Origin of the sequence: Wenyingzhuangia heitensis (assembly GCF_011762155.1) — a bacterium.
Taxonomy (GTDB): Bacteria; Bacteroidota; Bacteroidia; order Flavobacteriales; family Flavobacteriaceae; genus Wenyingzhuangia; species Wenyingzhuangia heitensis.
The window spans coordinates 646523-670322 of sequence record NZ_JAASQL010000001.1; the positions used below are offsets into that span (position 1 = coordinate 646523).

Annotated in this window: 22 protein-coding genes; 9 read left to right on the forward strand and 13 right to left on the reverse strand. The window is 31.3% G+C overall.

All coding sequences use genetic code 11. The annotated features are described in order from the left end of the window. Together FHR24_RS02710 and FHR24_RS02715 are read left to right on the forward strand one after the other, a co-directional pair. Positions 1-1344, forward strand: a complete 1344-nt coding sequence (locus FHR24_RS02710) for a deoxyguanosinetriphosphate triphosphohydrolase (protein ID WP_167183504.1) — start codon at positions 1-3, stop codon at positions 1342-1344. Between the two features lie 39 nt (positions 1345-1383). Next, positions 1384-4113: a T9SS type A sorting domain-containing protein gene (locus tag FHR24_RS02715; protein WP_167183506.1), complete on the forward strand. Its 2730-nt coding sequence runs from the start codon at positions 1384-1386 to the stop codon at positions 4111-4113. Here FHR24_RS02715 and FHR24_RS02720 read toward each other — a convergent pair. After that, on the reverse strand, positions 4110-5207 hold the full coding sequence (locus tag FHR24_RS02720) for a DUF3078 domain-containing protein (protein ID WP_167183509.1): 1098 nt from the start codon (positions 5205-5207) through the stop codon (positions 4110-4112). The two genes, FHR24_RS02715 and FHR24_RS02720, sit on opposite strands and share 4 nt — an antisense overlap. Next, positions 5207-6982: a 1-deoxy-D-xylulose-5-phosphate synthase gene (locus FHR24_RS02725; protein WP_167183512.1), complete on the reverse strand. Its 1776-nt coding sequence runs from the start codon at positions 6980-6982 to the stop codon at positions 5207-5209. The genes FHR24_RS02720 and FHR24_RS02725 overlap by 1 nt, the downstream gene beginning before the upstream one ends. Positions 6983-7069: 87 nt before the next feature. Between FHR24_RS02725 and FHR24_RS02730 the strand changes: the two genes are divergently transcribed. After that, positions 7070-7519 carry a nucleoside deaminase gene (locus FHR24_RS02730; protein ID WP_167183515.1) on the forward strand — a complete coding sequence of 150 codons (450 nt, stop codon included), beginning with the start codon at positions 7070-7072 and terminating at the stop codon, positions 7517-7519. A gap of 1 nt (position 7520) precedes the next feature. Here FHR24_RS02730 and FHR24_RS02735 read toward each other — a convergent pair whose 3' ends face one another. Further along, on the reverse strand, positions 7521-7751 hold the full coding sequence (locus tag FHR24_RS02735) for a hypothetical protein (protein WP_167183518.1): 231 nt from the start codon (positions 7749-7751) through the stop codon (positions 7521-7523). A 63-nt stretch (positions 7752-7814) separates the two neighbouring features. Between FHR24_RS02735 and glpQ the strand changes: the two genes are divergently transcribed. Further along, entirely contained in the window at positions 7815-8825 is a 1011-nt protein-coding gene (glpQ, locus tag FHR24_RS02740; RefSeq protein WP_208412273.1) for a glycerophosphodiester phosphodiesterase, read from the forward strand. Here the strand turns inward: glpQ and FHR24_RS02745 are convergent. The 6 genes from FHR24_RS02745 to FHR24_RS02770 form a co-directional block, all read right to left on the reverse strand. After that, on the reverse strand, positions 8806-10605 hold the full coding sequence (locus FHR24_RS02745) for a chloride channel protein (RefSeq protein WP_167183521.1): 1800 nt from the start codon (positions 10603-10605) through the stop codon (positions 8806-8808). The genes glpQ and FHR24_RS02745 overlap by 20 nt on opposite strands. A gap of 279 nt (positions 10606-10884) precedes the next feature. Continuing rightward, the gene (locus FHR24_RS02750) at positions 10885-11403 is read right to left on the reverse strand and encodes a ferritin (RefSeq protein ID WP_167183524.1); all 519 of its coding nucleotides are present in this window, start codon (positions 11401-11403) and stop codon (positions 10885-10887) included. Between the two features lie 118 nt (positions 11404-11521). Then, positions 11522-13279, reverse strand: a complete 1758-nt coding sequence (aspS, locus tag FHR24_RS02755) for an aspartate--tRNA ligase (protein WP_167183527.1) — start codon at positions 13277-13279, stop codon at positions 11522-11524. Between the two features lie 115 nt (positions 13280-13394). Further along, positions 13395-13808 (reverse strand): large-conductance mechanosensitive channel protein MscL, encoded by a 414-nt coding sequence (mscL, locus tag FHR24_RS02760; RefSeq protein ID WP_167183530.1) that lies wholly within the window; start codon positions 13806-13808, stop codon positions 13395-13397. A gap of 41 nt (positions 13809-13849) precedes the next feature. Continuing rightward, the gene (alr, locus tag FHR24_RS02765; protein ID WP_167183533.1) at positions 13850-14956 is read right to left on the reverse strand and encodes an alanine racemase; all 1107 of its coding nucleotides are present in this window, start codon (positions 14954-14956) and stop codon (positions 13850-13852) included. A 1-nt stretch (position 14957) separates the two neighbouring features. Continuing rightward, positions 14958-15536, reverse strand: a complete 579-nt coding sequence (locus FHR24_RS02770; RefSeq protein ID WP_167183536.1) for a thymidine kinase — start codon at positions 15534-15536, stop codon at positions 14958-14960. A 117-nt stretch (positions 15537-15653) separates the two neighbouring features. On the opposite strand from FHR24_RS02770, the gene FHR24_RS02775 reads away from it, so the two are divergent. Beyond that, positions 15654-16403 carry a hypothetical protein gene (locus tag FHR24_RS02775; protein ID WP_167183539.1) on the forward strand — a complete coding sequence of 250 codons (750 nt, stop codon included), beginning with the start codon at positions 15654-15656 and terminating at the stop codon, positions 16401-16403. A gap of 1 nt (position 16404) precedes the next feature. Then, positions 16405-17013 (forward strand): DUF4254 domain-containing protein, encoded by a 609-nt coding sequence (locus FHR24_RS02780; protein WP_167183542.1) that lies wholly within the window; start codon positions 16405-16407, stop codon positions 17011-17013. A 33-nt stretch (positions 17014-17046) separates the two neighbouring features. On the opposite strand, the gene FHR24_RS02785 is transcribed toward FHR24_RS02780, so the two are convergent. After that, entirely contained in the window at positions 17047-17394 is a 348-nt protein-coding gene (locus tag FHR24_RS02785) for an arsenate reductase family protein (protein WP_167183545.1), read from the reverse strand. Between the two features lie 54 nt (positions 17395-17448). Here FHR24_RS02785 and FHR24_RS02790 point away from each other — a divergent pair, with 54 nt between their 5' ends. Further along, on the forward strand, positions 17449-17913 hold the full coding sequence (locus FHR24_RS02790; RefSeq protein ID WP_167183548.1) for a DinB family protein: 465 nt from the start codon (positions 17449-17451) through the stop codon (positions 17911-17913). A gap of 16 nt (positions 17914-17929) precedes the next feature. On the opposite strand, the gene FHR24_RS02795 is transcribed toward FHR24_RS02790, so the two are convergent. Genes FHR24_RS02795 through FHR24_RS02805 form a run of 3 tightly spaced genes read right to left on the reverse strand, consistent with a single transcriptional unit; the run spans position 17930 to position 21188 of the window. Further along, the gene (locus FHR24_RS02795) at positions 17930-18829 is read right to left on the reverse strand and encodes a hypothetical protein (RefSeq protein ID WP_167183550.1); all 900 of its coding nucleotides are present in this window, start codon (positions 18827-18829) and stop codon (positions 17930-17932) included. A gap of 57 nt (positions 18830-18886) precedes the next feature. Continuing rightward, on the reverse strand, positions 18887-20467 hold the full coding sequence (locus FHR24_RS02800; protein WP_167183553.1) for an Ig-like domain-containing protein: 1581 nt from the start codon (positions 20465-20467) through the stop codon (positions 18887-18889). 34 nt (positions 20468-20501) lie between these two features. Beyond that, positions 20502-21188 carry a ComF family protein gene (locus FHR24_RS02805; protein ID WP_167183556.1) on the reverse strand — a complete coding sequence of 229 codons (687 nt, stop codon included), beginning with the start codon at positions 21186-21188 and terminating at the stop codon, positions 20502-20504. Positions 21189-21256: 68 nt separating this feature from the next. On the opposite strand from FHR24_RS02805, the gene FHR24_RS02810 reads away from it, so the two are divergent. Together FHR24_RS02810 and FHR24_RS02815 are read left to right on the forward strand one after the other, a co-directional pair. Further along, entirely contained in the window at positions 21257-22168 is a 912-nt protein-coding gene (locus FHR24_RS02810; protein ID WP_167183559.1) for a hypothetical protein, read from the forward strand. Between the two features lie 63 nt (positions 22169-22231). Beyond that, positions 22232-23776, forward strand: coding sequence for a glycine--tRNA ligase (locus FHR24_RS02815; protein ID WP_167183562.1), 1545 nt, complete (start codon positions 22232-22234; stop codon positions 23774-23776). Positions 23777-23800: the final 24 nt, after the last annotated feature.

Here is a 23800-nt window from a genome sequence, read left to right on the forward strand (position 1 = left end):
ATGCACTGGGAACAATTATTATCACTTAAGAGAGCGGGAGATACCAACGGTAGATTTAGAAAAGACCAAGACGAAACAAGATTAGGATTTGAAGTAGATTTTGATAGAATTGTATTTTCATCAGCATTTAGAAGTTTGCAAGACAAAACACAAGTAATTCCATTATCGGATACTGATTTTGTACACACGCGTTTAACACATAGTATGGAGGTGTCTGTAGTAGGACGTTCTTTGGGAAGAGTGGTAGGGAAACAGTTGCTAGAAAAACATCCGTATTTAAAAGAATTAGGATATACTTTTAACGATTTTGGAGCCATTGTAGCAGCAGCAGCTTTGTCTCACGATATTGGAAATCCTCCTTTTGGACATAGTGGAGAAAAATCTATTGGAGAATATTTTAATTCAGGTGCTGGTCAAAAATACAAAGAAGATTTAAGCAAAAAAGAATGGCAAGATTTAATTGATTTTGAAGGAAATGCCAATGGATTTAAAATTCTAACGCAAGATGGTACTGGCGTAAAAGACGGACTTAGATTGTCTTATGCAACTCTAGGAACTTTTATGAAATACCCTAAAGAGTCTTTGCCTAAAAAAGCGACCAAACATATTGTAGACAAAAAGTTTGGTTTTTTTCAATCGGAAAAAGATAAGTTTAAAGACGTAGCAGAAACCTTAGGATTAAAAGTAATGAGATCGGGTGATGATATTGCTTATTACAGGCATCCGTTGGCTTATCTGGTAGAGGCTGCAGATGATATTTGCTATACTATTATAGATTTTGAGGATGGAATTAACTTAGGGTTGGTAGATGAAGAGTTTGCTTTAGAATATATGATTAAGTTAGTTCAAGATAAAATAGATACCAAAAAATACCATTCTTTAGGTTTAAAAAAAGACAGAGTTAGTTATTTAAGAGCTTTGGCAATTAGTACTTTAATAGAGCAAGCAGCAACTATTTTTATAGAAAATGAAGAAGCTATATTAAATGGAACTTTTGAGAAATCGTTATTAGACAAGTGCAAATACGAAGCGCAAATAAATGATATCATCAAATTAAGTGTAGATAAAATTTACAATAGTAGAAGTGTAATAGAAAAAGAAGTGGCGGGTTACAAGGTAATTGCAGATTTGTTAGATGTATTTATCAATGCTGTAAATCATTCTTACAACTCTAAAGCTTCTAATTATGACAAGCTAATTTTAATGATGTTACCGCAAGAATTTAAAAACCCATCAGATAGTTTATACGTACGTATTATGAATGTTTGTTCTTATATAGCAGGAATGTCAGACAGTTATGCTATTTTAGTTCATAAAAAAATTAGTGGGGTAATTGTGTCTTAACTTGTTTAAGTTACAATACACTCCAATAATACACTATCTATGAGAAAATTATTACGCTACTTATTTCCTTTTTTACTTTGTTTATTAGTTGTTATTGTACTTTATGATAAACTTCATGTTTCTAAAAAAGAATTTCAGGAGTTGGTTAAGAATCACCCTAGACAAGAACGGTTAAAGTTGACCAAAAGAGATAGAAAAAAAATGGGAATTCCTCCCAATAAGTATTTTGATCAGCAATATTTATTGGAGATGGATCCGGTGACAGGAAAAACATATCCAGAAAATTTAGAAGCTATAAGAACTCAAAACAAAGGAAATCAACGTTTTTCTGCCGTTCCTGGACAAAATGAAGAAATGGCTTGGGAAGAAAGGGGACCTAATAATATAGGAGGGAGAACAAGAGTTGTTTTTTACGACCCTAATGATGTTTCAGGAAAACGTGTTTTTGCAGGAGGAGTTTCAGGTGGTTTGTGGGTAAACAACGATATTTCTAACGTAAACTCTATGTGGGTTCAGGTAGGTATAGATGAAAATTTATCAGTTTCTTGTTATGCTATAGATCCTAACAATTCTAATACTTGGTATGTGGGTACTGGTGAAGCTTATACAGGTGATGATGGTGTGGGAAATGGAATTTGGATTACAACTAATGGGGGTAATACTTGGTCTAAGTTTTTAGGACCCGATTTAAGTGTGTCCGAAATACAAAGAGTGTATTATGTAAATCAAATTTTAACATGGAACAACAATGGTACTACAGAATTGTTTTTTTCTTTAGATGGGCAGTATGACGTGGATCCTGTAGGGTACCAAGCATCCGGCTGGTGGAAAGTAAATGGAAGTTCCATGAATAGAATTTCTTTTAATACGACAGACGATAGTCCTTCTCCCTATGTTTTTAGTGATGTAGAGGTAGCGGCTGATAATTCTATATGGGTAGCCACAAAAGACAACCTTTTTGGAGACGGAGGAGGAAAAGTTTTTAGAACAACAGATGGTGAAAACTTTACAGAAAAATATTCTTTTACAAATGGAGGTAGAGTAGAGTTGGCTGTTTCTAAACAAAATGCAAATACAATTTATGCTTTAGCCTCTACCAATAATAGTACAAGTGTAGATTTGGTAAAAACAACCAATGGTACTTTTTTTGAATCAATAGCTAGGCCTAATGATACGGATACAGAGATTTCTTCAAATGATTTTGCAAGAAATCAAGGGTTTTATAATTTAACACTAGAAGTAGATCCGACCAATGATGCTGTTTTGTATGCAGGAGGAATAGATTTGTTTCGTTCTATAAACTCAGGAACTACTTGGTCACAAATTTCTAAATGGTCCAATAATAATAATCTAAAGAATTTAAATGTTTCTCAGGTACATGCAGATCATCATGCTGTAACATTTAACCCTACAGACAATAACAAAGTTGTTTTTGCAAATGATGGAGGTATTTATTACAGCTCCAATGCAAGTATAGCTGCCAATAGTACAACAGCTATACAGAGTAGAAATAGTGGATATAATATTACTCAGTTTTATTCAGGGGCTATTAGTCAAGATAAAAACAACGAGATGTTGTTAGGGGGGGCACAAGATAACGGATCTTTACTAGGGTATACAAGTACAAGTCCTTTAAGCTTTAATGTAAATACAGGAACAAATACTTTTGTAGATATTTATGGAGGTGATGGTATTGAAACTTTTATTGACAAAGATGGAGCTTATTTAATAGTATCTTATGTATATAATGTTTATGCAGCTTATCCTATTCCTTTTGCTGATTCAGATGATTTAATTGAAATTTCTGACGATCAGGATTCTGGAAGTTTTGTGAATATTGCTGATTTAGATGATAATTTAGATATATTATACGCAGATGGAACTTCTGGTAGTAATGAAAAAATACATAGATATACGAACTTACTAGGGACTCCTCAAAAACAAACATTTACCAATTTTAATTTATTTGAATCTCCTACAGCCATAAAGGTATCTCCATATACAACCAACGCATCAACAGTATTTATAGGGACGGAAGGAGGAACTATTTTAAAAGTTACTAATTTTAATACAAGCAACCCTACTTGGGAAAATATTGATGCTAATGGTACTATTAATACAGGTTCTGTTTCTAGCATTGACTTTGGAGCGAATGAGAATGAAGTTCTAGTAACATTACATAACTATGGAGTTAATAATATTTATTACTCTTCTAATGGAGGGGAAACATGGTTGGAAAAAGATGGAGATTTTCCTGATATTCCTGTAAAGGCAATAAAGGTGAACCCTGGTGATAAAAATGAAGTAATTATAGGAACCAATGCAGGGGTTTGGAGAACAGCCAACTTTTTATCAGAAAGTCCAAGCTGGGTGCAGTCACAAAACGGAATGTCTAGTGTAAAAGTTACTAGCTTTAATATGCGTACTTCTGATAATACTGTATTAGCAGCTACTTATGGTAGAGGTTTGTTTACAGGTAGTTTTGGAGAATCGTTAGGTTTTACAGATAATAAAAGCTTAGAAAACAAAGTGATTTTAAATACAAATTTAATTGAAAATCAACTATTAGAGTTAGAATTGTCTGATATAGATGTTGTTTTTGATCTTTTTATTGTTACAATAAATGGAGATACGATAGCACAGCATAAAGTAAACCCAACAAATGGAAGTTTCCAAAGTATTTCGGTTCCTTTTCAAGCAGGTGTGTACTTGGTAAAAATTTATTGTGATGGAAAAAGCTTTACTAGAAAAATAGTAATAGCAAATTAGAAAGCATAAGTAACACCAACTCCTAAAATTTGTTTTAACTGTAGTTTAGGTCCTAGTAATGTTCCATCGGTTTGAAGTATTTTGGCATCGTCATCATACAATAAATGCGAGCTGATGGAAGAACTTATAAATTGATTGACTTTCATATCAATATTAATTTCTATGTCACTATCTACATTTCCAAACTTGTTTAAATAATCAGAGTAGAAAGAACTTTTTAAACCAAAATTGATGTTTTTCATAATAGGGGTTTTATATTCTATACGAATTAAAGTTCCAAATTCTGAATTGATATTTTGACCTGCTTTGATAATTTCACCTTGATCATTTTTAACCGCAGGTTCAACACCAAAAGCTCCTTTATCTGCCAGTTTTTGATCTAATACAAAAGTAACCTGATTGGTTAAAGGAGATAAATGAAATTTAAAGTTGTCATCTTCATCAGTATACACAGCACCTACTCCTAAACGCATTCTGGCAGGGGCAAAAAAGTTTGAAATGACAGTAGTTCTGTCGTTTCCTTTGTATCCTTTTCCAAATTGAGTGGTCAGGTTAAATTCACCAGAATAATACCACTTAGATTCAATCTCAGTTTTATATCCAATACTCGATTTTAAATCAATAACATCATCTGTTTTTTGAGAATATTCAGAACCGTTTTCCTTACTAATACCATACTTAAATAATACAGCGTTTTTCCAAAAGAGTTGTCCTTTTTTATAATTATAGTCTCCTTTAAAAGAAATAATTCCAGCAATGGTATTGTTTCCCCCTTTTGTCCAGTTTAAAAAAGAAGTTTGGGTAAGCAATAGCCCTGGTTTATGAGTTAGTTTCCAATAATTGGGTTTTACACTTTCTTTTAAGATTTGTTTTATAGTATCTCTTTTCTCGGTTTTGGCTACACGAATAGAGTCTTTTCTTTTTTTTGTAAAAACTTTTTTTATGGCAGTAATAGCTTTTGGTGTAGGGATTGTATCGTTATAAAAAGAGATAGTACTATAGCTTTTAAAACTAAAAAGAAGCGAAAACAATACGGTTATAAGAGTATTATTTTTGGTGGTTAAAAAACTAGAGAGATAATATATAATAGCCATTATAAGGTAGATAAAATTGTGTTTAAAATTGATGCTTCGTCAATTTTTGCTAATGTTTTTAATTCTTGTGTTTTGCCATGTTCTATAAAAGAATCTCCAATACCACACATTTTAACTTTTGTAGTGTAGTTGTTTTTCAATACAAACTCACCTATAGCAGATCCAAATCCACCATTAATAACTCCATCTTCATAGGTAAGTAGGGTATCGTATGTTCTGCAAATATCGTGCAATAATTTTATGTCTAACGGTTTAATAAACTGCATATTGTAATGTCCTACCTGTTCTTTTTTGTAAACAGGTAATTTATCTACGGCAAAATTAACAATATTCCCAAGGGTACCAATACTTAAGACTGCAGTTACTGTTCCTTTCTTAAGGGTTTTTGCCTTACCCATCTTAATTTTTTCAAAAGGTTGTTTCCAGTCTATTATTTCACCTATTCCTCTAGGGTATCTTATGGCAATGGGAAGATTTAGTCCTAGTTGAGCTGTATACATTATGTTTCTTAAATCTAACTCATTCATAGGAGCGTAAATAAGCAAATTGGGTATGCATCTTAAAAAGGCAATATCAAAAACTCCGTGATGTGTAGCTCCATCATTTCCAACCAAACCTGCCCTGTCTAAACAAAAAATAACAGGTAGTTTTTGAATAGCCACATCGTGAATTACTTGATCGTATGCTCTTTGTAAAAAGGTTGAATAAATATTACAAAAAGGAATCAATCCTTCTTTAGCCATTCCTGCTGCTAATGTAACTGCGTGTTGTTCTGCAATACCAACATCAAAAGCTCTGTTAGGCATTTTTGCAATCATATATTTTAGAGAACTTCCTGTGGGCATTGCGGGTGTAATTCCAACAATTTTATCATTTTGTTCTGCCAATTCTATCATGGTATGTCCAAAAACATCTTGATATTTTAGCGGACTATTTTCTGTTTTAATGGTGATTCTATCTCCTGTCTGTGCATCAAATTTACCAGGAGCATGGTAGGTAATTTGATCTTCTTCTGCTTTTTTTAAACCTTTTCCTTTGGTGGTAACAATATGTAGGAATTTTGGTCCCTCAACATTTTTCAATCTATTTAATTCGCTTATTAATTTAGATAAGTCATGTCCGTTTACAGGTCCCGAATAATCAAAATTTAAAGCTTCAAAAATATTATCTCTGTTAAGTTCTTTACCGTTTTTGGTTTGTGTTAAATAATCCTTTAATGCTCCAATACTAGGGTCAATACCAATAGCATTGTCATTTAAAACCACCAATAAATTGGCATTGGTAACTCCTGCGTGATTTAGGGCTTCAAAAGCCATTCCAGAAGCAATAGAAGCATCTCCAATAACTGCAATGTGTTGTTGTGTTTTGTTTCCCAGAATTTGAGCAGCCATTGCCATTCCCAAAGCAGCAGAAATGGAGGTTGAAGAATGTCCTGTTCCAAAAGCATCAAACTCACTTTCAAAAATATTAGGAAAACCAGAAATACCGTTTAAACGTCTATTAGTTTCAAAATTTTCTCTTCGTCCGGTTAGTATTTTATGACCATAAGCTTGGTGTCCTACATCCCAAATTAGTTTGTCTTTTGGAGCGTTAAAAACATAATGCAAAGCAATGGTTAGTTCTACAACTCCCAAACTTGCTCCCAAGTGACCTTCTTTGGTAGATACAATATTGATGATAAAATGTCTTAATTCCTGTGCTAATTGTTCTAGCTCTAGAATAGAAAGACCTTTTAAGTCTTGGGGAGAGTTTATGGTGTTTAGAATATTTTTCACGAGTACAAAATTACAATTTTGAGATTTATCCTTGTAATTTATCTGTTAATAAAGTAGTTTAGTTTTTTACATTTTAGTGTTGTTATTATGATGGATCCTTTTGATGATGAATTTTTTATGAAAAAAGCCCTGGACGAAGCCTATTTTGCCTTTGAAAAAGGAGAAGTTCCGGTAGGTGCAGTTATTGTAATGAACAATCAAATTATTGCTAGAGGACACAATTTAACAGAACAGTTAAATGATGTAACTGCTCACGCAGAAATGCAAGCTTTTACGGCAGCATCTAACTTTTTAGGGGGGAAATATTTACAAGAGTGTACCTTGTATGTTACTTTAGAACCTTGCCAAATGTGTGCAGGTGCAAGTTATTGGACTCAAATAGGTAAAATTGTTTATGGTGCATCAGACATGCAAAGAGGCTATTCTAAGCTTAAAACTTTATTGCACCCAAAAACAAAAGCAATTTCTGGAGTTAGAGAAGACGAGTGTAGTCAGATTTTAAAAGATTTCTTTTTGTCTAAACGAAACAATAATTAAATTAATCTTCAATTCTACTAGCGTTAGGATCATTATGTTTTAAAGAATATTTGGTTAAATCTTTACCATTGTACCTGTGATAAATAAATAAAGGCATTAATACCAGTGTAAGAATTATCACTCCAAACCCTATAAATTTTGGGCTTTTAGGATTGTCTGTCAAAAATAAATAAGCACCAACGCTCCATAAAACAAAAACAATCGCCAATAATATTTTTAATAATATCTTCATATAGGTAATCTTATAATAGTTGTAAAATTAGCTAATTTGAGATAAATTTTTAGAATATTATTTATGAAGTTACCTATTAAAATTCACACTGTTTATTTTCTTATTTTAGGAGTGTTGTTATCATGTAAACAACCCGTAAAAAAATCTGATATGTTAATTATAGCACACCGAGGAGCTTCTGGTTATTTACCAGAACACACCTTGCCAGCCAAAGCATTGGCTTATGGTATGTTGCCCGATTTTATAGAACAAGATGTTGTCTTGTCTAAAGATAATGTTCCTGTAATAATACACGATATTCATTTAGAAACAACTACAAATGTTGCAGAGGTTTATGCAGATAGAGTTAGAGAAGACGGAAAATTTTATGTGATAGATTTTACCTGGGCAGAGTTGCAAACACTAAATGTGTCAGAAAGATTTAACACAAAAACCAAGCAAGCAATTTATAAAGATAGGTTTCCAATACATAAATCACATTTTAAACTGCATACCTTAGCTGATGAGATTGAATTGATTCAAGGCTTAAATAAATCAATGAGAAAAGATATTGGAGTTTATGTAGAAATTAAAGAGCCTCAATTTCATAGAAATGAAGGAAAAGATATTTCTAAAATAGTTTTAACTACGTTGTCTAATTACGGATATTCTACCCTAAAAGATAATTGTATATTACAGTGTTTTGATGCTGTAGAACTACAAAAAATTAGAAAGAAATACAATTCAAATTTATTTTTAGTACAGTTATTTGATTCCGAATATTATGAGGGTATCCATCAACAGATGAGTTTAGAAGCAATTGTAAATAATATTGCAAAATATGCTAATGGAATTGGACCTTCTTACAGAGAATTAATCAATAAGAAAATTAAAATTTCTGGTTTCGAGAATTTGGTAGATTATGCACATCAACAAAATTTAAAAGTACATGCTTTTACTTTTAGAGCTGATGCTTTAGGAGGCAAGTCTACCTTTAACGAAGTTTTTAAAATAGCAGAAGATTTAAATTTGGATGGGATTTTTACAGACCATCCAGACCAAGCAATTTCATATTTTAAGAAAAAGAATCACTAGCCATAATTAATTTTCGTCTATAAGAGTTCAACAATCTAGATTTAGAGATAAATCCAAGATATTTATCGTCTTTAATTACAGGTAAATTCCATGCAGATGTAATTTTAAATTTCTCCATAATCTCTTCCATAGAGTCATTGTCATAATCAATAACTTCTGCTGGAGTGATCATTAAATCGGATACGACGGTACATTCATACAATTCGGTATTAAACATAATAGGACGAATGTCATCCATGTGTAAAACTCCAATTAATTCTTTTTCGTGATTTACAACGGGAAAGTTATTTCTTTTGGATTTTACAATTGCCTTATGTACCAATTGACCTAAAGTCATATTTGGTTTTGTAATGATAAAATCTTTTTCAACCACTTTGTCAATATCCATCATCATTAACACATTTTTGTCTTTGTCATGTGTCATTAACTGCCCTTTTTTTGCTAATTCTGATGTGTATATGTTGTGTGGAATAAACTTTTTGGTGATTAAAAATGAAATAGATGATACAATCATTAAGGGGATAAACAAATCATATCCTCCTGTAATTTCTGCGATTAAAAAAATTGCCGTCAATGGAGCATGTAAAACACCTGCCATTAAACCAGCCATACCTACCATAGCAAAATTACTTTGCGATACAGAATGTGCCACAATTTTGGCATGATTTACAACGGTTGCCACTACGTATCCGGTTACACTTCCAATAAACAGAGTAGGAGCAAAAACTCCTCCAATTCCACCAGCACCAAAAGTAAGAGCCATTGCAATTACTTTAAAAATTATCAATCCTACTAAAAGACCAATAATCATCCAAATGGTATCTGCTTGTGTATTAAATATGTTGTTTTTTAGAATGTGAGAAGCATCTCCTCTAAGAACTGCGTTAATAGTTTCAAATCCTTCTCCAAATAAAGGTGGAATAAAATAAACAATCACACCAATTAAACTACCTCCTAATAATAATTTATACCAAGGGTTGTCAATTTTTTTAAAAAAATCGTGTGACCAAAAATAAACTTTGGTAAAGTAAATGGATATTAAAGAACATCCCAACCCTAAAATAATATAAAAGATTACATCATTTAAATGAAAACTATCTTTAATTTCAAAGTGTAATAAAACTTCATCACCTAAGAAAAAATAAGAAGTTAAAACAGCAGAAATAGAAGCCAGTAACAAAGGAATCATAGAGACCATTGTTAGTTCTAAACTAAAGATTTCTACAGCAAAAACAATAGCAGCAATAGGAGCTTTAAAAATAGAAGCCATGGCTCCTGCAGCAGCACAACCTACTAACAGTGTTCTAGATCTTTGGTCTAAATGAAACACTCTAGCAAAGTTAGATCCTAGGGCAGAACCTGTAGCAACGGTAGGTCCTTCTAATCCTACAGAACCCCCAAAACCAACGGTAAGAGGAGCAGTAATAACGGAAGCCCACATTTGGTAACGATGCATGATGGATTCCCTTTTAGAAATGGCATACAAAGTTGCGGGAATTCCATGCCCAATTTTTTTTCTAATTATATATTTTACAACTAATAGAGTAAGAGATAAACCTACAATTGGAAAGATAAAGTAAAACCCAATGTGTATGTCTTTGATGAATCCTGTTTTAAGAAATTCAAAAATAAAGTGAGTTAAGTTTTTAAGAGTAACAGCACCAATACCAGCTAACAAACCAACAATAGTACTTAATATATAAAGAAAGTTTTCTTGAGAAATATGTTTGTATTTCCAAATCAAAAACTGATTTAATAAACTCCTTTTTCTTTGAGGCATACCTATAATTTTTTCGGATGGCTAAGGTAGTGTTTATTAGTAGAATAAAATCAAACTAGCTTAAGCTTGTACAGGACATTTTTTACAATGGTCTTTGCCCTTTTTTTTATATTTTTTGCAACATTTTTTCTTTTTGTCTTTTGCCAAATAAGCAAAACAACATCCAGTGTATTCTGGTGTTACAACCTCTTTAGTTACCTTATTAAACATGATTTGCACTGATTAACTATCTTAAAATCAGTGCAAATATAATGTTTATTTTAAATAAATCTAAATTAACTATTCGTTTTTAGCATTTATTTCTGTTTGTGCAACAATACTTTCTATGTCTTTGTCAAATAAATAGGTACCACTTTTATCGTCCCCAATAATTTTTAATTTATCAAGTATGGTTCTTGCCAAAGCCTCTTCTTCGGCTTGCTCTGCTACATACCATTGTAAAAAGTTATGAACAGTGTAGTTTTTTTCTTCTAAGGTTTGAAATACCAAATGATTGATGCTTTCTGTTACAGTTTCTTCACTTTCTAAGAAAAAAGTAAAAAGTTCGTGTAAATCTTTAAAAGTATCTTTAGGAGCATCTAAGCTAGGAATACTCGCTTTACCTCCACGTTCGTTTACAAACTTTACTAGTTTTAGCATGTGAACTCTTTCTTCTTCAGATTGATTGTAAAAGAATCCTGCAACACCATTATACCCTATAACCTCTGCCCATGTTGCCATAGCTAAGTATTTCATAGATGCGTTTGCTTCTAATTGTATTTGTGTGTTTAAAGCACCTTCTATAGTTTCTGATAACATATTTTTTATTTTAGTTGTTTTTTTTAAAAAACTCTTTAAACAATTAAAAATCTTGTTAAAGAAGTAAATTGATTAAAGAGCTATGGTAAAATTAAGGAACTCTAAGCTGTATTACAACTTATGCCTTTGGAATGGTTACATTTATATTTAAATCAGATAAAACTTCTGCGGTAACTTCTGCAGGAGCATTGATCATTACGTCTCTACCAGAATTGTTTTTTGGAAATGCAATAAAATCTCTAATTGTTTCTTGTCCTCCTAATATGGCAACTAATCTATCTAGACCAAAAGCCAATCCCCCGTGTGGTGGTGCACCATATTCAAAAGCATTCATTAAGAAACCAAATTGTTCTTTTGCTTCTTCTGGAGTAAATCCTAAATGTTTAAACATTAAAGCCTGTGTTTCTTTGTCGTGAATTCTAATAGATCCTCCTCCAATCTCGTTTCCATTTAATACTAAGTCATAAGCATTGGCTCTTACTTTACCAGGATCTGTGTCTAATAAAGGCATGTCTTCTGGTTTTGGGCTTGTAAATGGGTGGTGCATTGCGTGGAATCTTTCAGATTCTTCATCCCATTCTAACAAAGGAAAATCTACAACCCACAAAGGAGCAAATTCGGTTGGTTTTCTTAAGCCTAAACGTTCCGCCAATTCCATACGTAATGCAGAAAGTTGTGCTCTTGTTTTGTTAGCAGGACCAGATAATACACAAATTAAATCTCCGGCTTTAGCTCCTGTCGCTTTTGCCCAAGCAGCTAAGTCTTCTTGATTGTAGAATTTGTCTACAGATGATTTAAAGGTTCCGTCTTCGTTACATTTTACATACACCATTCCTAACGCACCTACCTGAGGACGTTTTACCCATTCTATTAATTTGTCTATTTCTTTACGAGTGTAATTAGCAGCTCCTGGTACGGCAATACCTACCACCAATTCAGCATCGTTAAAAACTTTAAATTCTTTTTGTTGAGCTACACTGTTTAATTCTCCAAATTCCATTCCAAAACGGATGTCTGGTTTGTCATTACCATACGTTTTCATAGCATGTTCATAGGTCATTCTTGGAAAATCTCCTATGGTTATATTATTTACTTTTTGTAGTAAATGACGAGTCATACCTTCAAAAATATTTAAGATATCTTCTTGATCTACAAAAGCCAATTCACAGTCAATTTGTGTAAATTCGGGTTGTCTGTCTGCACGTAAATCTTCATCACGAAAACACTTTACGATTTGAAAGTATTTATCCATTCCACCTACCATTAACAATTGCTTAAAGGTTTGTGGAGATTGTGGCAATGCGTAAAATTCTCCTTGATTCATACGAGAAGGCACCACAAAGTCTCTAGCACCTTCTGGGGTTGATTTAATTAAATAAGGAGTTTCTACTTCTATAAAATCTTGATTAGATAAGTAATTACGTACTTCTTGTGCAACTTTACTTCTAAAGATTAAGTTATTTTTTACAGGGTTTCTTCTAATATCTAAATATCTGTATTTCATACGGATATCTTCACCACCATCAGTTTCATCTTCAATTGTAAAAGGAGGTAAGTTGGCTTCGTTAAGAATGATTAATTCTTTGACCAAAACTTCTATTTCTCCAGTTGGAATGTTTTTGTTTTTTGCTTCACGCTCGATAACAGTTCCTTTTACTTGAATCACAAATTCTCTACCTAACGTTTTTGCTTTGTCAAGAATTTCTTTTGCAGTTCTATCTTCGTCAAAAATAAGTTGAGTAATTCCATATCTATCACGTAAATCTACCCATACCATAAATCCTTTGTCTCTAGATTTTTGAACCCATCCGGCTAGAGTAACCTCTTGGTTTGCGTTTTCGATTCTTAATTCTCCGTTCGTGTGACTTCTATACATTTTAATACTTATTTTTAAAGTTGCAAATGTACTTTTTTAATTTGAGGTCTCTAAACAAAAAAAGCTATTCAATGTTAAATTGAATAGCTTTTAAGTTTTAGAAATGGATTAAGATTTATTTTTTAGCTAATAAATCTCTAATTTCTACTAATAAATCTTCTTGAGATGGTCCTTTAGGAGCTTCTACTTTTGGTTCTTCTTTTTTCTTAGTTTTTTCGTAAGCTTTTACAATCATGAAAATAACAAACCCAATAATTATAAAATCAATAATAGCCTGTACAAAGTTACCGTACGTCATAACGGCAGCACCAGCTTCTTGTGCTTCTTTAAATGTTTCATATTCTCCTGTTCCAAGAACAAAAAATAAATCGTTTACATTTTTACCTCCCATTAGCAATCCAACAACAGGCATAATAACGTCTTTTACCAAAGAACTTACAATAGCTTTAAAAGCACCACCAATAATTACTGCTGTAGCTAAGGCAACAATATCACCTTTCATTAAAAACGCTTTAAAATCTTTTAACATAATTTTTTATAATTTATAGTTTAGAATGACAATATAATAAATTAGTGTTTGATCTTTCTTTTTATTCGTTGAGAGATAGCGGTTAGTATTTCGTAGGAGATCGTATTGCAGATGGATGCAAACTGTTCTACCGTTTTTTGATTGTCAAAAATAATGACTGGATCTCCTTCTTTACAATTTATATGAGTAACATTCACTAAAATCATGTCCATGCAAACGTTTCCTGATGTGTATGCTTTTTGTCCGTTAATGGTAACATATCCTCTTCCGCAACCTAAGGGTCTAGAGAATCCATCAGCATGACCGATAGGAATTATAGCTATTTTTTCTTCTTTTTGAGCCGTGAAAGCTCTGTTGTAACTAACATTGTCTCCTTTTTGAACGACTCTGATTTGAGAAATAACAGATTTTAATGTAGCTACATTTTTAAGTTTATCGGTTTCTTTTGCATCATTTCCAAACCCGTACAAACCAATTCCTAGTCTAACCATATCAAAATGAGCGTTTTGGTAATTAATGACTCCAGAAGTATTACTCATATGAACCGTAAAAGAATTAGTTAATTTTAAGCGTAGTTGTGTAATAATATTATTAAAAGTAAAAATTTGTTTTTGAGTAAATTCTTGTTCATTTAAATCTTCGCTAGCTGCAATGTGAGAAAAAGCAGAGGCAACTTTAATGTTTTTATTGTGCTGAATTAAACCAATTAATTCGTCAAGTTCATCTCCATTAAACCCCAAACGATTTAAACCAGAGTTAAATTTTAAATGAATAGGATATTCTTTTAAATTTTGTTCTTTGGCAAATTCTAGAAACCTGTTTAATGTGTAAAGTGAGTAAATATTAGGTTCTAGATTATAGTCTATCAATAACTTATAATTATCAGGCTGTGCATGTAATACTAATATAGGCTTTGTAATGCTGTTTTCTCTTAATAAAATTCCTTCGTTTGCGTAGGCAACCCCAAAATAATCAACTCCTTCTTTTTCTAATTCACTGGCTATATTACTAGGTTCTAATCCGTAGGCAAAAGCTTTTACAACTGCCAATATTTTAGTATTGTTAGCTGTTTTGCCTTTTAAATATTGATAATTGTGTTTTAAAGCAGATAAATCAATTTCTAGTTCAGTTACATGTTTGTTTTCCATACTAACTGTTTTTTGCTTTGTAATAAGCAGCTCTGCTTAGTGGCTCGTAGGCTTCGTTTTCTCCCAGCATTACTTGTTTGTTGTTCGTTCCTTTTCTGTGACTATAGTGGGCTAGATTTCCTGTTTTTGTGCAAATAGCATGCACTTTAGTTACGTACTCTGCAGTAGCCATTAAATTAGGCATTGGTCCAAAAGGATTCCCTTTAAAGTCCATGTCTAAACCTGCTACAATTACTCTAATTCCTTTATTGGCCAAATCGTTACAAACACTTACAATCTCGTCGTCAAAAAACTGAGCTTCATCAATACCGACTACATCTACATCATTGGCTAGTAGACGAATATTTGCAGCAGCAGGGACAGGTGTAGATTGGATGTAGTTTTCGTTGTGAGAAACTACATTTTCTTCATCATATCTAGTATCTATAGCAGGTTTAAATATTTCTATTTTTTGCTTGGCAATTTGAGCACGTCTAAGTCTTCTGATTAGTTCTTCTGTTTTACCAGAGAACATAGATCCACAAATAACTTCAATCCAACCAAATTGCTCTTTATGGTTTACGGTGTTTTCAAGAAACATTTTGTAATTTTAACGGTGTTAGTATTTACCTAATATGCTTATTTTAGCAGCTAGATAAGTAGAACAAATTTATCAAATAAAAACGAACCTCTCGAACCTAAATTTATCAAAATAACAATGCAGAAAAAATTAGAAGGAGAATTAATGAGTTTGGCTCATAGTATTCTAAAATTAAGAAAAGGAGATGATGTTGTTTTGTTAAAAGACAAAGCATATCAAGTATACGAGAAACTAGCTGTTTTAGCGTATATAGAAGGATATGTAAAAGAGACACCGCAGAATATAAAAAGTGTAGAGGAGTTGGTAAACGAAACTTTTGAGAAGCCTAAAGAAACAGACGTAATTGTAGCAAAAGAGGTTGAGAAAAAATTGATAAAACAAATTGTTTCTGAAGAAGTTTATGTAGAAGAAACAATTACTGTAGAAGAAACTAAAGTAAATTTAGAAGAAGAGGAAATGGTTGAAAAAGAACCTGTAGATTTATTTTCTCCTGTTGATGTAGTTTCTGATTCATCTGAAAATTTAAAAAGTTCTTTAGCAAAGGAGTTTGAAAACACAGTTTCTTTAGATGTAGCTACTGATATTTTTGAAAATGCAGAAAGAATAGCTCCTAAAAAATCTATTAACGAAGCAATTATGCAACAAAAGAATTTGCAAATTGATTTAAATGATAGAATTGCATTTGTAAAAAACTTATTTGAAGATAGTCAAGAAGATTTTAATAGAGTAGTTTCGCAGTTAAATACAATGAGTTCTGAAAAAGAAGCGTTATCCTTCCTGAAAATGATAAAAAAGGATTATAATTGGGATGGAAAAGAAATTTATGAAGAACGATTCCTTTTGTTAATAGAAAGAAAATTTAATTAAGATGAGTTTAAAAGCACAAGATTTTAATAAAATATTTGATGCAGTGATAGCAAAATATCACGTAGTGGATGATGTAGATCAGCCGTTTGAAAATGTATATGAAGCAAGTACGTTAGAGCATTTATTATATAGAAAATGCTGGATAGATACAGTACAATGGCATTATGAAGATATTATTCGTTTGCCAGAAATTGATCCTATTGAAGCTTTGGCTTTAAAAAGAAGAATTGATGCTTCTAACCAAGACAGAACTGATATGGTGGAGTATGTAGATAGTTATTTTTTGCAAAAATATAATGATGTACAAGCTAAAGATAAGGCTAAGATAAATTCTGAAAGTCCTGCATGGGCAATTGATAGACTATCAATTTTGGCTTTAAAAATTTATCATATGAATGAAGAAGCAACTCGTAAATCTGCTTCGGAAAGTCATAAAGTCTCTTGTCAAAAAAAGTTAGCTATTTTATTGGAACAAAGAGTAGATTTGTCTACAGCTATTGATGATTTAATCAGAGATATAGAAAATGGTGATAAATACATGAAGGTTTACAAACAAATGAAAATGTATAATGACGATGAATTAAATCCGATGTTGTACAACAAGAAATAAAATAAAAAAACCGAGACAAGTGTCTCGGTTTTTTTATGCATTTTTTGCGATTAATTCTTCTACTGTTTTTTTGCTATTCCCAACAAAAATCTCATCATCTACAATAGCTACGGGTCTTTTTAAAAAAGTATATTCTGATAAAATTAACTCTTTGTATTCTGCTTCGGATATGTTTTTATCTTTCAATCCTTGTTCTTTGTAAAGTCTAGCTCTTTTATTAAATAAAGCTTCATAAGAATTGGTAAATGCATACATTTCTTGTAGTTGTTCTTTGTCTACAGGACTGCTTTTAATTTCTTGTATTTCAAATCCATCAAGGTTAATTTGTTTTAAAATTCTTTTACAAGTATCGCAAGTTTTTAAGTGGTATATTTTTTTCATAAGTGTATTGTCTGTTCTATCTTTACAAGCATCAAAAGTATAAAAAACAAACAAATGAGTATTACAAAACAAGTTGATGTTTTAATAAAAGGTAGAGCTTTAATGCTAAAAGCGGTAGGAGAATATTCTATAGAACAGGTAAATAAAATTCCAGAAGGTTTTTCTAATAATATTGGTTGGAATCTAGGACATTTAGTAGTTACTCAACAATTGTTGTGTTATAAAATGGCTGGGCAAAAAACAATTGTTTCTGATGAAATGATTGATAGATATAGAAAAGGAACTGCTCCTAATGGTTATATCATCAATCAAGAAGAATGGAATATGATTAAAGAGTTGTTTGTGTTGTTGCCTAATAAACTAGAAGACGATTATAAAAAAGGATTATTTACTTCTTATAATGAATATAAAACTAGTGTAAACGTATTATTAGATAGTATTGAAAAAGCTATTGATTTTAATAACTTTCACGAAGGGATACATTTAGGAGTATTGTTAAGTTTAAGAAAACTAGTTTGATAACTAGTTTTCTTTTTTAGAATAAATGATAAATAATACCTACACTAATTACGGTGTTGTAATCGTTAAACTTATCTCCATCAACTCCTTGTGAACTAAAAGAGTTACTGTCTTTTAAATCTGGATTTACGGCATCTATCCTGTCAGATAAATAATAGTTTATTTTCATTTCTGTAACCAAATCAACCTCTCTGCTTAGTTTGTATCTAGTTCCTATAGCTGCTGTTGCAGATAGTACTAAACCTTTAATACCTTTTACAGTTTCTCCAAGGATATAATTATCTGGAAATCCCCCAGATTTTGCAGAGGAACTACCCGCGTTATTAGTTAGTGCCTCTTGGTCGTAACTAGGTGTAGAGTTAACATAATTTGCTCCAAAACCTAAAGCAATGTATGGATTCATTTTGTTACGTTGTCTGTATTTGTTAAATCTGTGTAAATACGAAGTAATGTCTCTAAAATAAAACTCTAGTTGTGTTCCAAATGTAATAATAGAGGTTTTACTAGTTAATCTAGCTAATAATATGTTGTTAGGTGTTTTAGAGTAATCTTTCTCACCAGCAGTATTTGTTGTGTATAATAATTCTTTACCAGTTCCTACTCCATAGTTATTAAAAGATCCATATGAATACCCAAAATTGGATTTTAGGATTAATCTTTTAACAAAGATACTTGAGTCATACCTTCTAGGTAGTAAGTGTACTGAATGTGTTGCGTTTATACTAAGTCCGTTTATGGTAATAAGACCGTTCGCAGGTCCATTGGGTTCAAAATCTGCTTGAAAGTTAGAGAATCCAATATTTCCACCAATTTCATGTTGGTACAGAACCGTTTTTCTTTTCCTTCTATTCCATTGCGCGTTAACATCTGCATATGAAAGTGCTAGTATAACTATTAATAGGTAAATATTTTTCAATTCTATTGAATTTATCAGGGTTACGAGGTCAAAAGTATAAAAAAATATTGAGCTTTGTTAGTCTACTGAGATATTTTCGTTTATTTCTGAATTAGCCCTTAAATTGATGATTTTAGGAAAGTTATAGATGATTTCGGGTTGAGTTTGAGTGTTAAAATTACCGTTATCAAACTGATTGTTTTTGTTAAAATCTTTAATAATTCTGACACGATATTCTTTAGGTTCTAATTTTGTGAAGGAAATCTTAGTTGAACTGTTTGTTATTTGGGTTGACTTGTATTTTGACTTGGTGTTATACAATTCAACAATCAAATTAATATTATTAGGATTGCTAATATCTAAAATAATATCACCGTATTCTTCACTGTCTTGAGTACTGAAATTTATTTTTTTATAGTGGTTTTTAGTGTCAAAAAAATCGGTAAATGCATGATCTTTTAAAATTAATGAATAATTTTTGTTTGTTTCTCTCTCAAAATCTATCCATAATTGATGTTTTTTGTTGTCTGAGATTACTTTATAGCTTACCGGTATAGAATCACTTTCAAATAATTGAATACTATCGTTGTTTACAAAATTAACAGGGTTGTTGGTGCTGAATTTTAAAGAATCATTAGGATGTAAAACACTTTTAATTAGACTTTGTAATTCTAAAGAGTCCTTTTTTAGTTCTCTTAATTTATAAGTGTAGTTTTCTATCAAGGTGTCTTGTTCAACTTTTATGTATAAACTATCTGTAACCAATTCTTTAAACCAAATATATAAAGAGTCTTTTGTGGGTTGTTTGCTAATTAGATAATTGTTAGGAGTTGTTCCTTTAATTTGTATGGAAGGAATTTTGTTACCTTGATAACCAATAATTAATTGATTTCCTGATGTTTGTTTAGGGCTATATATTCTATTGTCCTTAAGTTCTTTAAATAAAATAAAATCAATGGAGTCTATAGGAGTGTTTAAGTCAATGGAGTGGTCTATAAAACCAATGCGTTCAATTCCTTTATCATATTTATAATTATTGTTTTTGTCTTCTAAAGCAATTACTTTATAATTGGCTTCTGATAAATTTTCTAATTGATAAATATTGCTTTTTAATGTATTCGTTAAATAGTTAGGTGTGTAATTTCCAATTAAAGTATCGTTTGCATTTTTATATGCCATAATACTAATGTTTTCAACTTCTTCTTCATCTAGTGGATCTATAATTTTTCCAGCCACACTTAAGGAGTCTAAAAAAGTACCTGTACTAAATACATAAGAAAATCGACCTAATTCATTTCCTTCATTATTATCTACTATGCTATTACCAAAGTTAATGGTATAGGTAGTATTTGGAGCTAAGCTATCTAAAAATTCAATAGTTATTTTTTTAGAAACACCAGATAAAGGTTTAATCTCAGGTTTTTTCTCCATAGGGGGAGAAATAATTAGTTGGGAGTTTAATTTTTCAAATTTGATGTATTCGTCAAACAAAATCACAATCTTTTGTTGTTTAAAAGAAGTGGTTTTGTTCATCGGTTTGGCAATAGCCATAACTGGTGGAATACTGTCTTTTGGACCCCCGTCGGGACTTCCCATTCTTGCACAACTTGATGTTTTTAGTGCTAAGATTACGATAATAAATACTAGTAGTTTTCTCATAATTTGTTTTACAAAGAAACTATTTTTTAACCTATTATACTACACAAGCTATCGTAATAATAGAGATGTTAACATTGTATGCCTTTTTTAAAGTGTTTATGCAGGCTAACAAAGTAGCACCTGTGGTTAAAACATCATCTACAATTAAAACATTCAAATAATTTAGATTGTGTTTGGGGTTTGCTTTAAAAATATGTTTTACACTATTGTGTCTTTCTTCTTTACTTTGTTTTGTTTGAGACTTGTTGTGAACAATTTTTAACAAACCATCAGGAATATATGTGGCGTTTAAAGACTTGGCTATGGTTTTACCAAATGTTTCTACTTGATTGTATCCTCTTAGTTTCTTTTTTTTAGGGTGTAATGGAACGGGTATTACCAAATCAATATTAGAAAATCTAGAGGTGTTTTGCAGTTCGTGAATTAAGGTTTTAGCAGCATCTGTACCAAAATTCTGGAGACCTCTATATTTTAAAGATTTTAATAAAGTTTGTATTGGGCTGTCTTTGTAGTAAAAATATAAAGAGCTGGCCTGATGGATTTCTACTCGTCCCCAAAATAATTTTTCTAATGGGTTGTTATTGTAATTTGTAAAATTGGTATGACTTAGTTGTAAACTACAAGGTAAACACAAGAATTTTTGATTTTTGTGAGTAATTGTTTTACAATGTAAACATCTATAGGGAACAAATAAATCTCTTAAATTTTTCAGAAGATTCATAGCTTTTATTCTAAAAATAAACAATATTTTTAAAATACTTTATGTGAACTTTTAAAATATATCACTCTATGAAAAAAAGTAAAGAAATAATTATAGTTGTTCTAGTATTAATTTTAATAGGAATTACGTTTTATGTCTATAAAATCAACAAAGAAAACAATAGTTACAAACAAGATATTTTAACTGAAAAAATAGCTTTAGAAAAAGACTTAGAATTAACGATCAAAGATTTAACAGCAAATCAGCAACAAAATATAGCTATTACTAAAGATTTTAATCAAGCCAATGATAAGTTAAAACGGATTAGAACACAGTTAGAGAAATCTAAAAAAGACGTAACAGATTTAAAAAATAAACTGTCAACTTCAGAAGAAAACAGTTTTGTGGCTTTGCAAACTTTAAGATCTGCTCTAGAAGGTGTTAAAGTAAATAATAAACTTTTGTTTAAAAGTTTAGACTCTATAAAAACGTTAAATGATAGTTTGATGGTTACTATTGCAGTAACCAAATCCGAATTAAATGCAGAAAAATTACAGAGTAAAGAATTGTCTTTAAAATTATCTGAGGCAACCAAGATTCAAATTGCTAAAGTTGAAGTTTTTGCAGTTGAAGAAAAAAAATCTGGAGAGTTTAAAACAACAAATCGTTATAAAAAAGCCAATGGAATTCAGGTAAACTATAATGTGTTAAACAATAAGGCTTTAATTAATTTAGAGTGTGATGTTTTTTATGTATTAAAAAATTCGGAAGGTCTAATTGTAAAATCAAACGGAGAGTTTTTATACAATGGAGTACTTAAAAAATTTACTGATGGAACTCGTTTAATTTTAAATGGAGAAACCATGCCTATTAGCGATATTATTTCTTTACAAAATGTTTCTTTGGATAAAGGAACGTATACTTTAGAGTTTTATAGTAATGATGGTTTGTTAGCTAAAGAGTCTATTGAGCTAAAAAGTGGTTTTTTAGGAGTTTTTTAAATAAAACAAGCAGTTTTTAGAACAGAATAATTATAATACAAAAAGCTTTTATATTTTTGCGCAATGGCAAAACAAGAAGATCAATTTAAGAAGGTTATTTCTCATGCTAAAGAGTACGGATACGTATTTCAATCTAGTGAGATTTATGATGGGTTGAGTGCAGTATATGATTACGCACAAAACGGGGTAGAATTAAAGAAAAATTTACGTGAGTACTGGTGGAAAGCCATGGTACAAATGCACGATAATATTGTAGGATTAGATGCTGCAATTTTTATGCATCCAACCACTTGGAAAGCTTCTGGCCATGTAGATGCCTTTAACGATCCTTTAATAGATAATAAAGATTCTAAAAAAAGATATAGAGCAGATGTTTTAATAGAAGACTACGTAGCTAAATATGATGATAAAATAGAAAAAGAAGTTAAAAAAGCAGAAAAACGTTTTGGAGACTCTTTTGATAAAGCACAATTTTTAGAGACCAACCCTAGAGTTTTAGATTACAAAGCAAAAGGGGCTGCAATTTTAGCAAGAATGGGATCTTCTTTGGAAAAAGAAGACCTAGCAGATGTAAAAGCTTTGATAGAGGAATTAGGAATTGCATGTCCTTTATCTGGTTCTAAAAACTGGACAGATGTTAAGCAGTTTAACTTAATGTTTGGTACCAAGTTAGGTGCCTCTGCAGAACATGCTACAGATTTATACTTACGTCCAGAAACGGCACAAGGTATTTTTGTGAATTTCTTGAACGTGCAAAAAACAGGAAGAATGAAAATTCCTTTTGGTATTGCACAAACCGGTAAAGCTTTCCGTAATGAGATTGTGGCTCGTCAGTTTATTTTTCGTCAACGTGAGTTTGAACAAATGGAAATGCAATTTTTTGTACGTCCTGGAACTCAAAAACAATGGTACGAGACTTGGAAAGAATCTCGTTTAAATTGGCATTTGTCTTTAGGGTTAGGAATGGATAATTACCGTTTTCACGATCATGATAAATTAGCGCATTATGCAGATGCTGCTGCAGATATTGAGTTTAAATTTCCATTTGGATTTAAAGAATTAGAAGGGATTCATTCTCGTACAGATTTCGATTTAAAAGCACATCAAGAACATTCGGGTAAAAAAATACAATATTTTGATAATGAAATCAATGAAAGCTATACACCATATGTAGTAGAAACTTCTGTTGGTTTAGATCGATTGTTTTTAGCTGTTTTTTCTAATTCTTTACAAGAAGAAACGTTAGAGGATGGAAGTTCTAGAACCGTATTAAAATTACCATCGGTAGTAGCTCCTTTTAAAGCGGCTATTTTACCATTGGTTAAAAAAGATGGATTACCAGAAATTGCCAAAGAAATTTTTGATTCTTTAAAGTTTGACTTTAACGTTACTTATGATGAAAAAGATGCAATTGGTAAACGTTACCGTCGTCAGGATGCAAACGGAACTCCATTTTGTATTGCCGTAGATTATGAAAGTAAAGAGGATAATATGGTAACCATTCGCCATAGAGATACTATGGAACAAAAACGTGTTGCTATTGCAGATTTAAAATCTATTATTGATGCAGAAGTAAACATGGGAGTTTGGTTAAACAAAGCAAAATAAGTTTACATAAAACGTATTTTTTAA

Coding starts and splice junctions, on each gene's coding strand:
- FHR24_RS02735 (WP_167183518.1), bottom strand. CDS start 7,751: ATGAAGATATTATTAAAAATATTATTGGCGATTGTTTTTGTTTTATGG.
- FHR24_RS02730 (WP_167183515.1), top strand. CDS start 7,070: ATGATGGATCCTTTTGATGATGAATTTTTTATGAAAAAAGCCCTGGAC.
- FHR24_RS02770 (WP_167183536.1), bottom strand. CDS start 15,536: ATGTTTCTTGAAAACACCGTAAACCATAAAGAGCAATTTGGTTGGATT.
- FHR24_RS02805 (WP_167183556.1), bottom strand. CDS start 21,188: ATGAATCTTCTGAAAAATTTAAGAGATTTATTTGTTCCCTATAGATGT.
- FHR24_RS02800 (WP_167183553.1), bottom strand. CDS start 20,467: ATGAGAAAACTACTAGTATTTATTATCGTAATCTTAGCACTAAAAACA.
- alr (WP_167183533.1), bottom strand. CDS start 14,956: ATGGAAAACAAACATGTAACTGAACTAGAAATTGATTTATCTGCTTTA.
- FHR24_RS02745 (WP_167183521.1), bottom strand. CDS start 10,605: ATGCCTCAAAGAAAAAGGAGTTTATTAAATCAGTTTTTGATTTGGAAA.
- FHR24_RS02775 (WP_167183539.1), top strand. CDS start 15,654: ATGCAGAAAAAATTAGAAGGAGAATTAATGAGTTTGGCTCATAGTATT.
- FHR24_RS02810 (WP_167183559.1), top strand. CDS start 21,257: ATGAAAAAAAGTAAAGAAATAATTATAGTTGTTCTAGTATTAATTTTA.
- FHR24_RS02750 (WP_167183524.1), bottom strand. CDS start 11,403: ATGTTATCAGAAACTATAGAAGGTGCTTTAAACACACAAATACAATTA.
- FHR24_RS02720 (WP_167183509.1), bottom strand. CDS start 5,207: ATGGCTATTATATATTATCTCTCTAGTTTTTTAACCACCAAAAATAAT.
- mscL (WP_167183530.1), bottom strand. CDS start 13,808: ATGTTAAAAGATTTTAAAGCGTTTTTAATGAAAGGTGATATTGTTGCC.
- FHR24_RS02715 (WP_167183506.1), top strand. CDS start 1,384: ATGAGAAAATTATTACGCTACTTATTTCCTTTTTTACTTTGTTTATTA.
- FHR24_RS02710 (WP_167183504.1), top strand. CDS start 1: ATGCACTGGGAACAATTATTATCACTTAAGAGAGCGGGAGATACCAAC.
- aspS (WP_167183527.1), bottom strand. CDS start 13,279: ATGTATAGAAGTCACACGAACGGAGAATTAAGAATCGAAAACGCAAAC.
- FHR24_RS02785 (WP_167183545.1), bottom strand. CDS start 17,394: ATGAAAAAAATATACCACTTAAAAACTTGCGATACTTGTAAAAGAATT.
- FHR24_RS02780 (WP_167183542.1), top strand. CDS start 16,405: ATGAGTTTAAAAGCACAAGATTTTAATAAAATATTTGATGCAGTGATA.
- FHR24_RS02815 (WP_167183562.1), top strand. CDS start 22,232: ATGGCAAAACAAGAAGATCAATTTAAGAAGGTTATTTCTCATGCTAAA.
- FHR24_RS02790 (WP_167183548.1), top strand. CDS start 17,449: ATGAGTATTACAAAACAAGTTGATGTTTTAATAAAAGGTAGAGCTTTA.
- glpQ (WP_208412273.1), top strand. CDS start 7,815: ATGAAGTTACCTATTAAAATTCACACTGTTTATTTTCTTATTTTAGGA.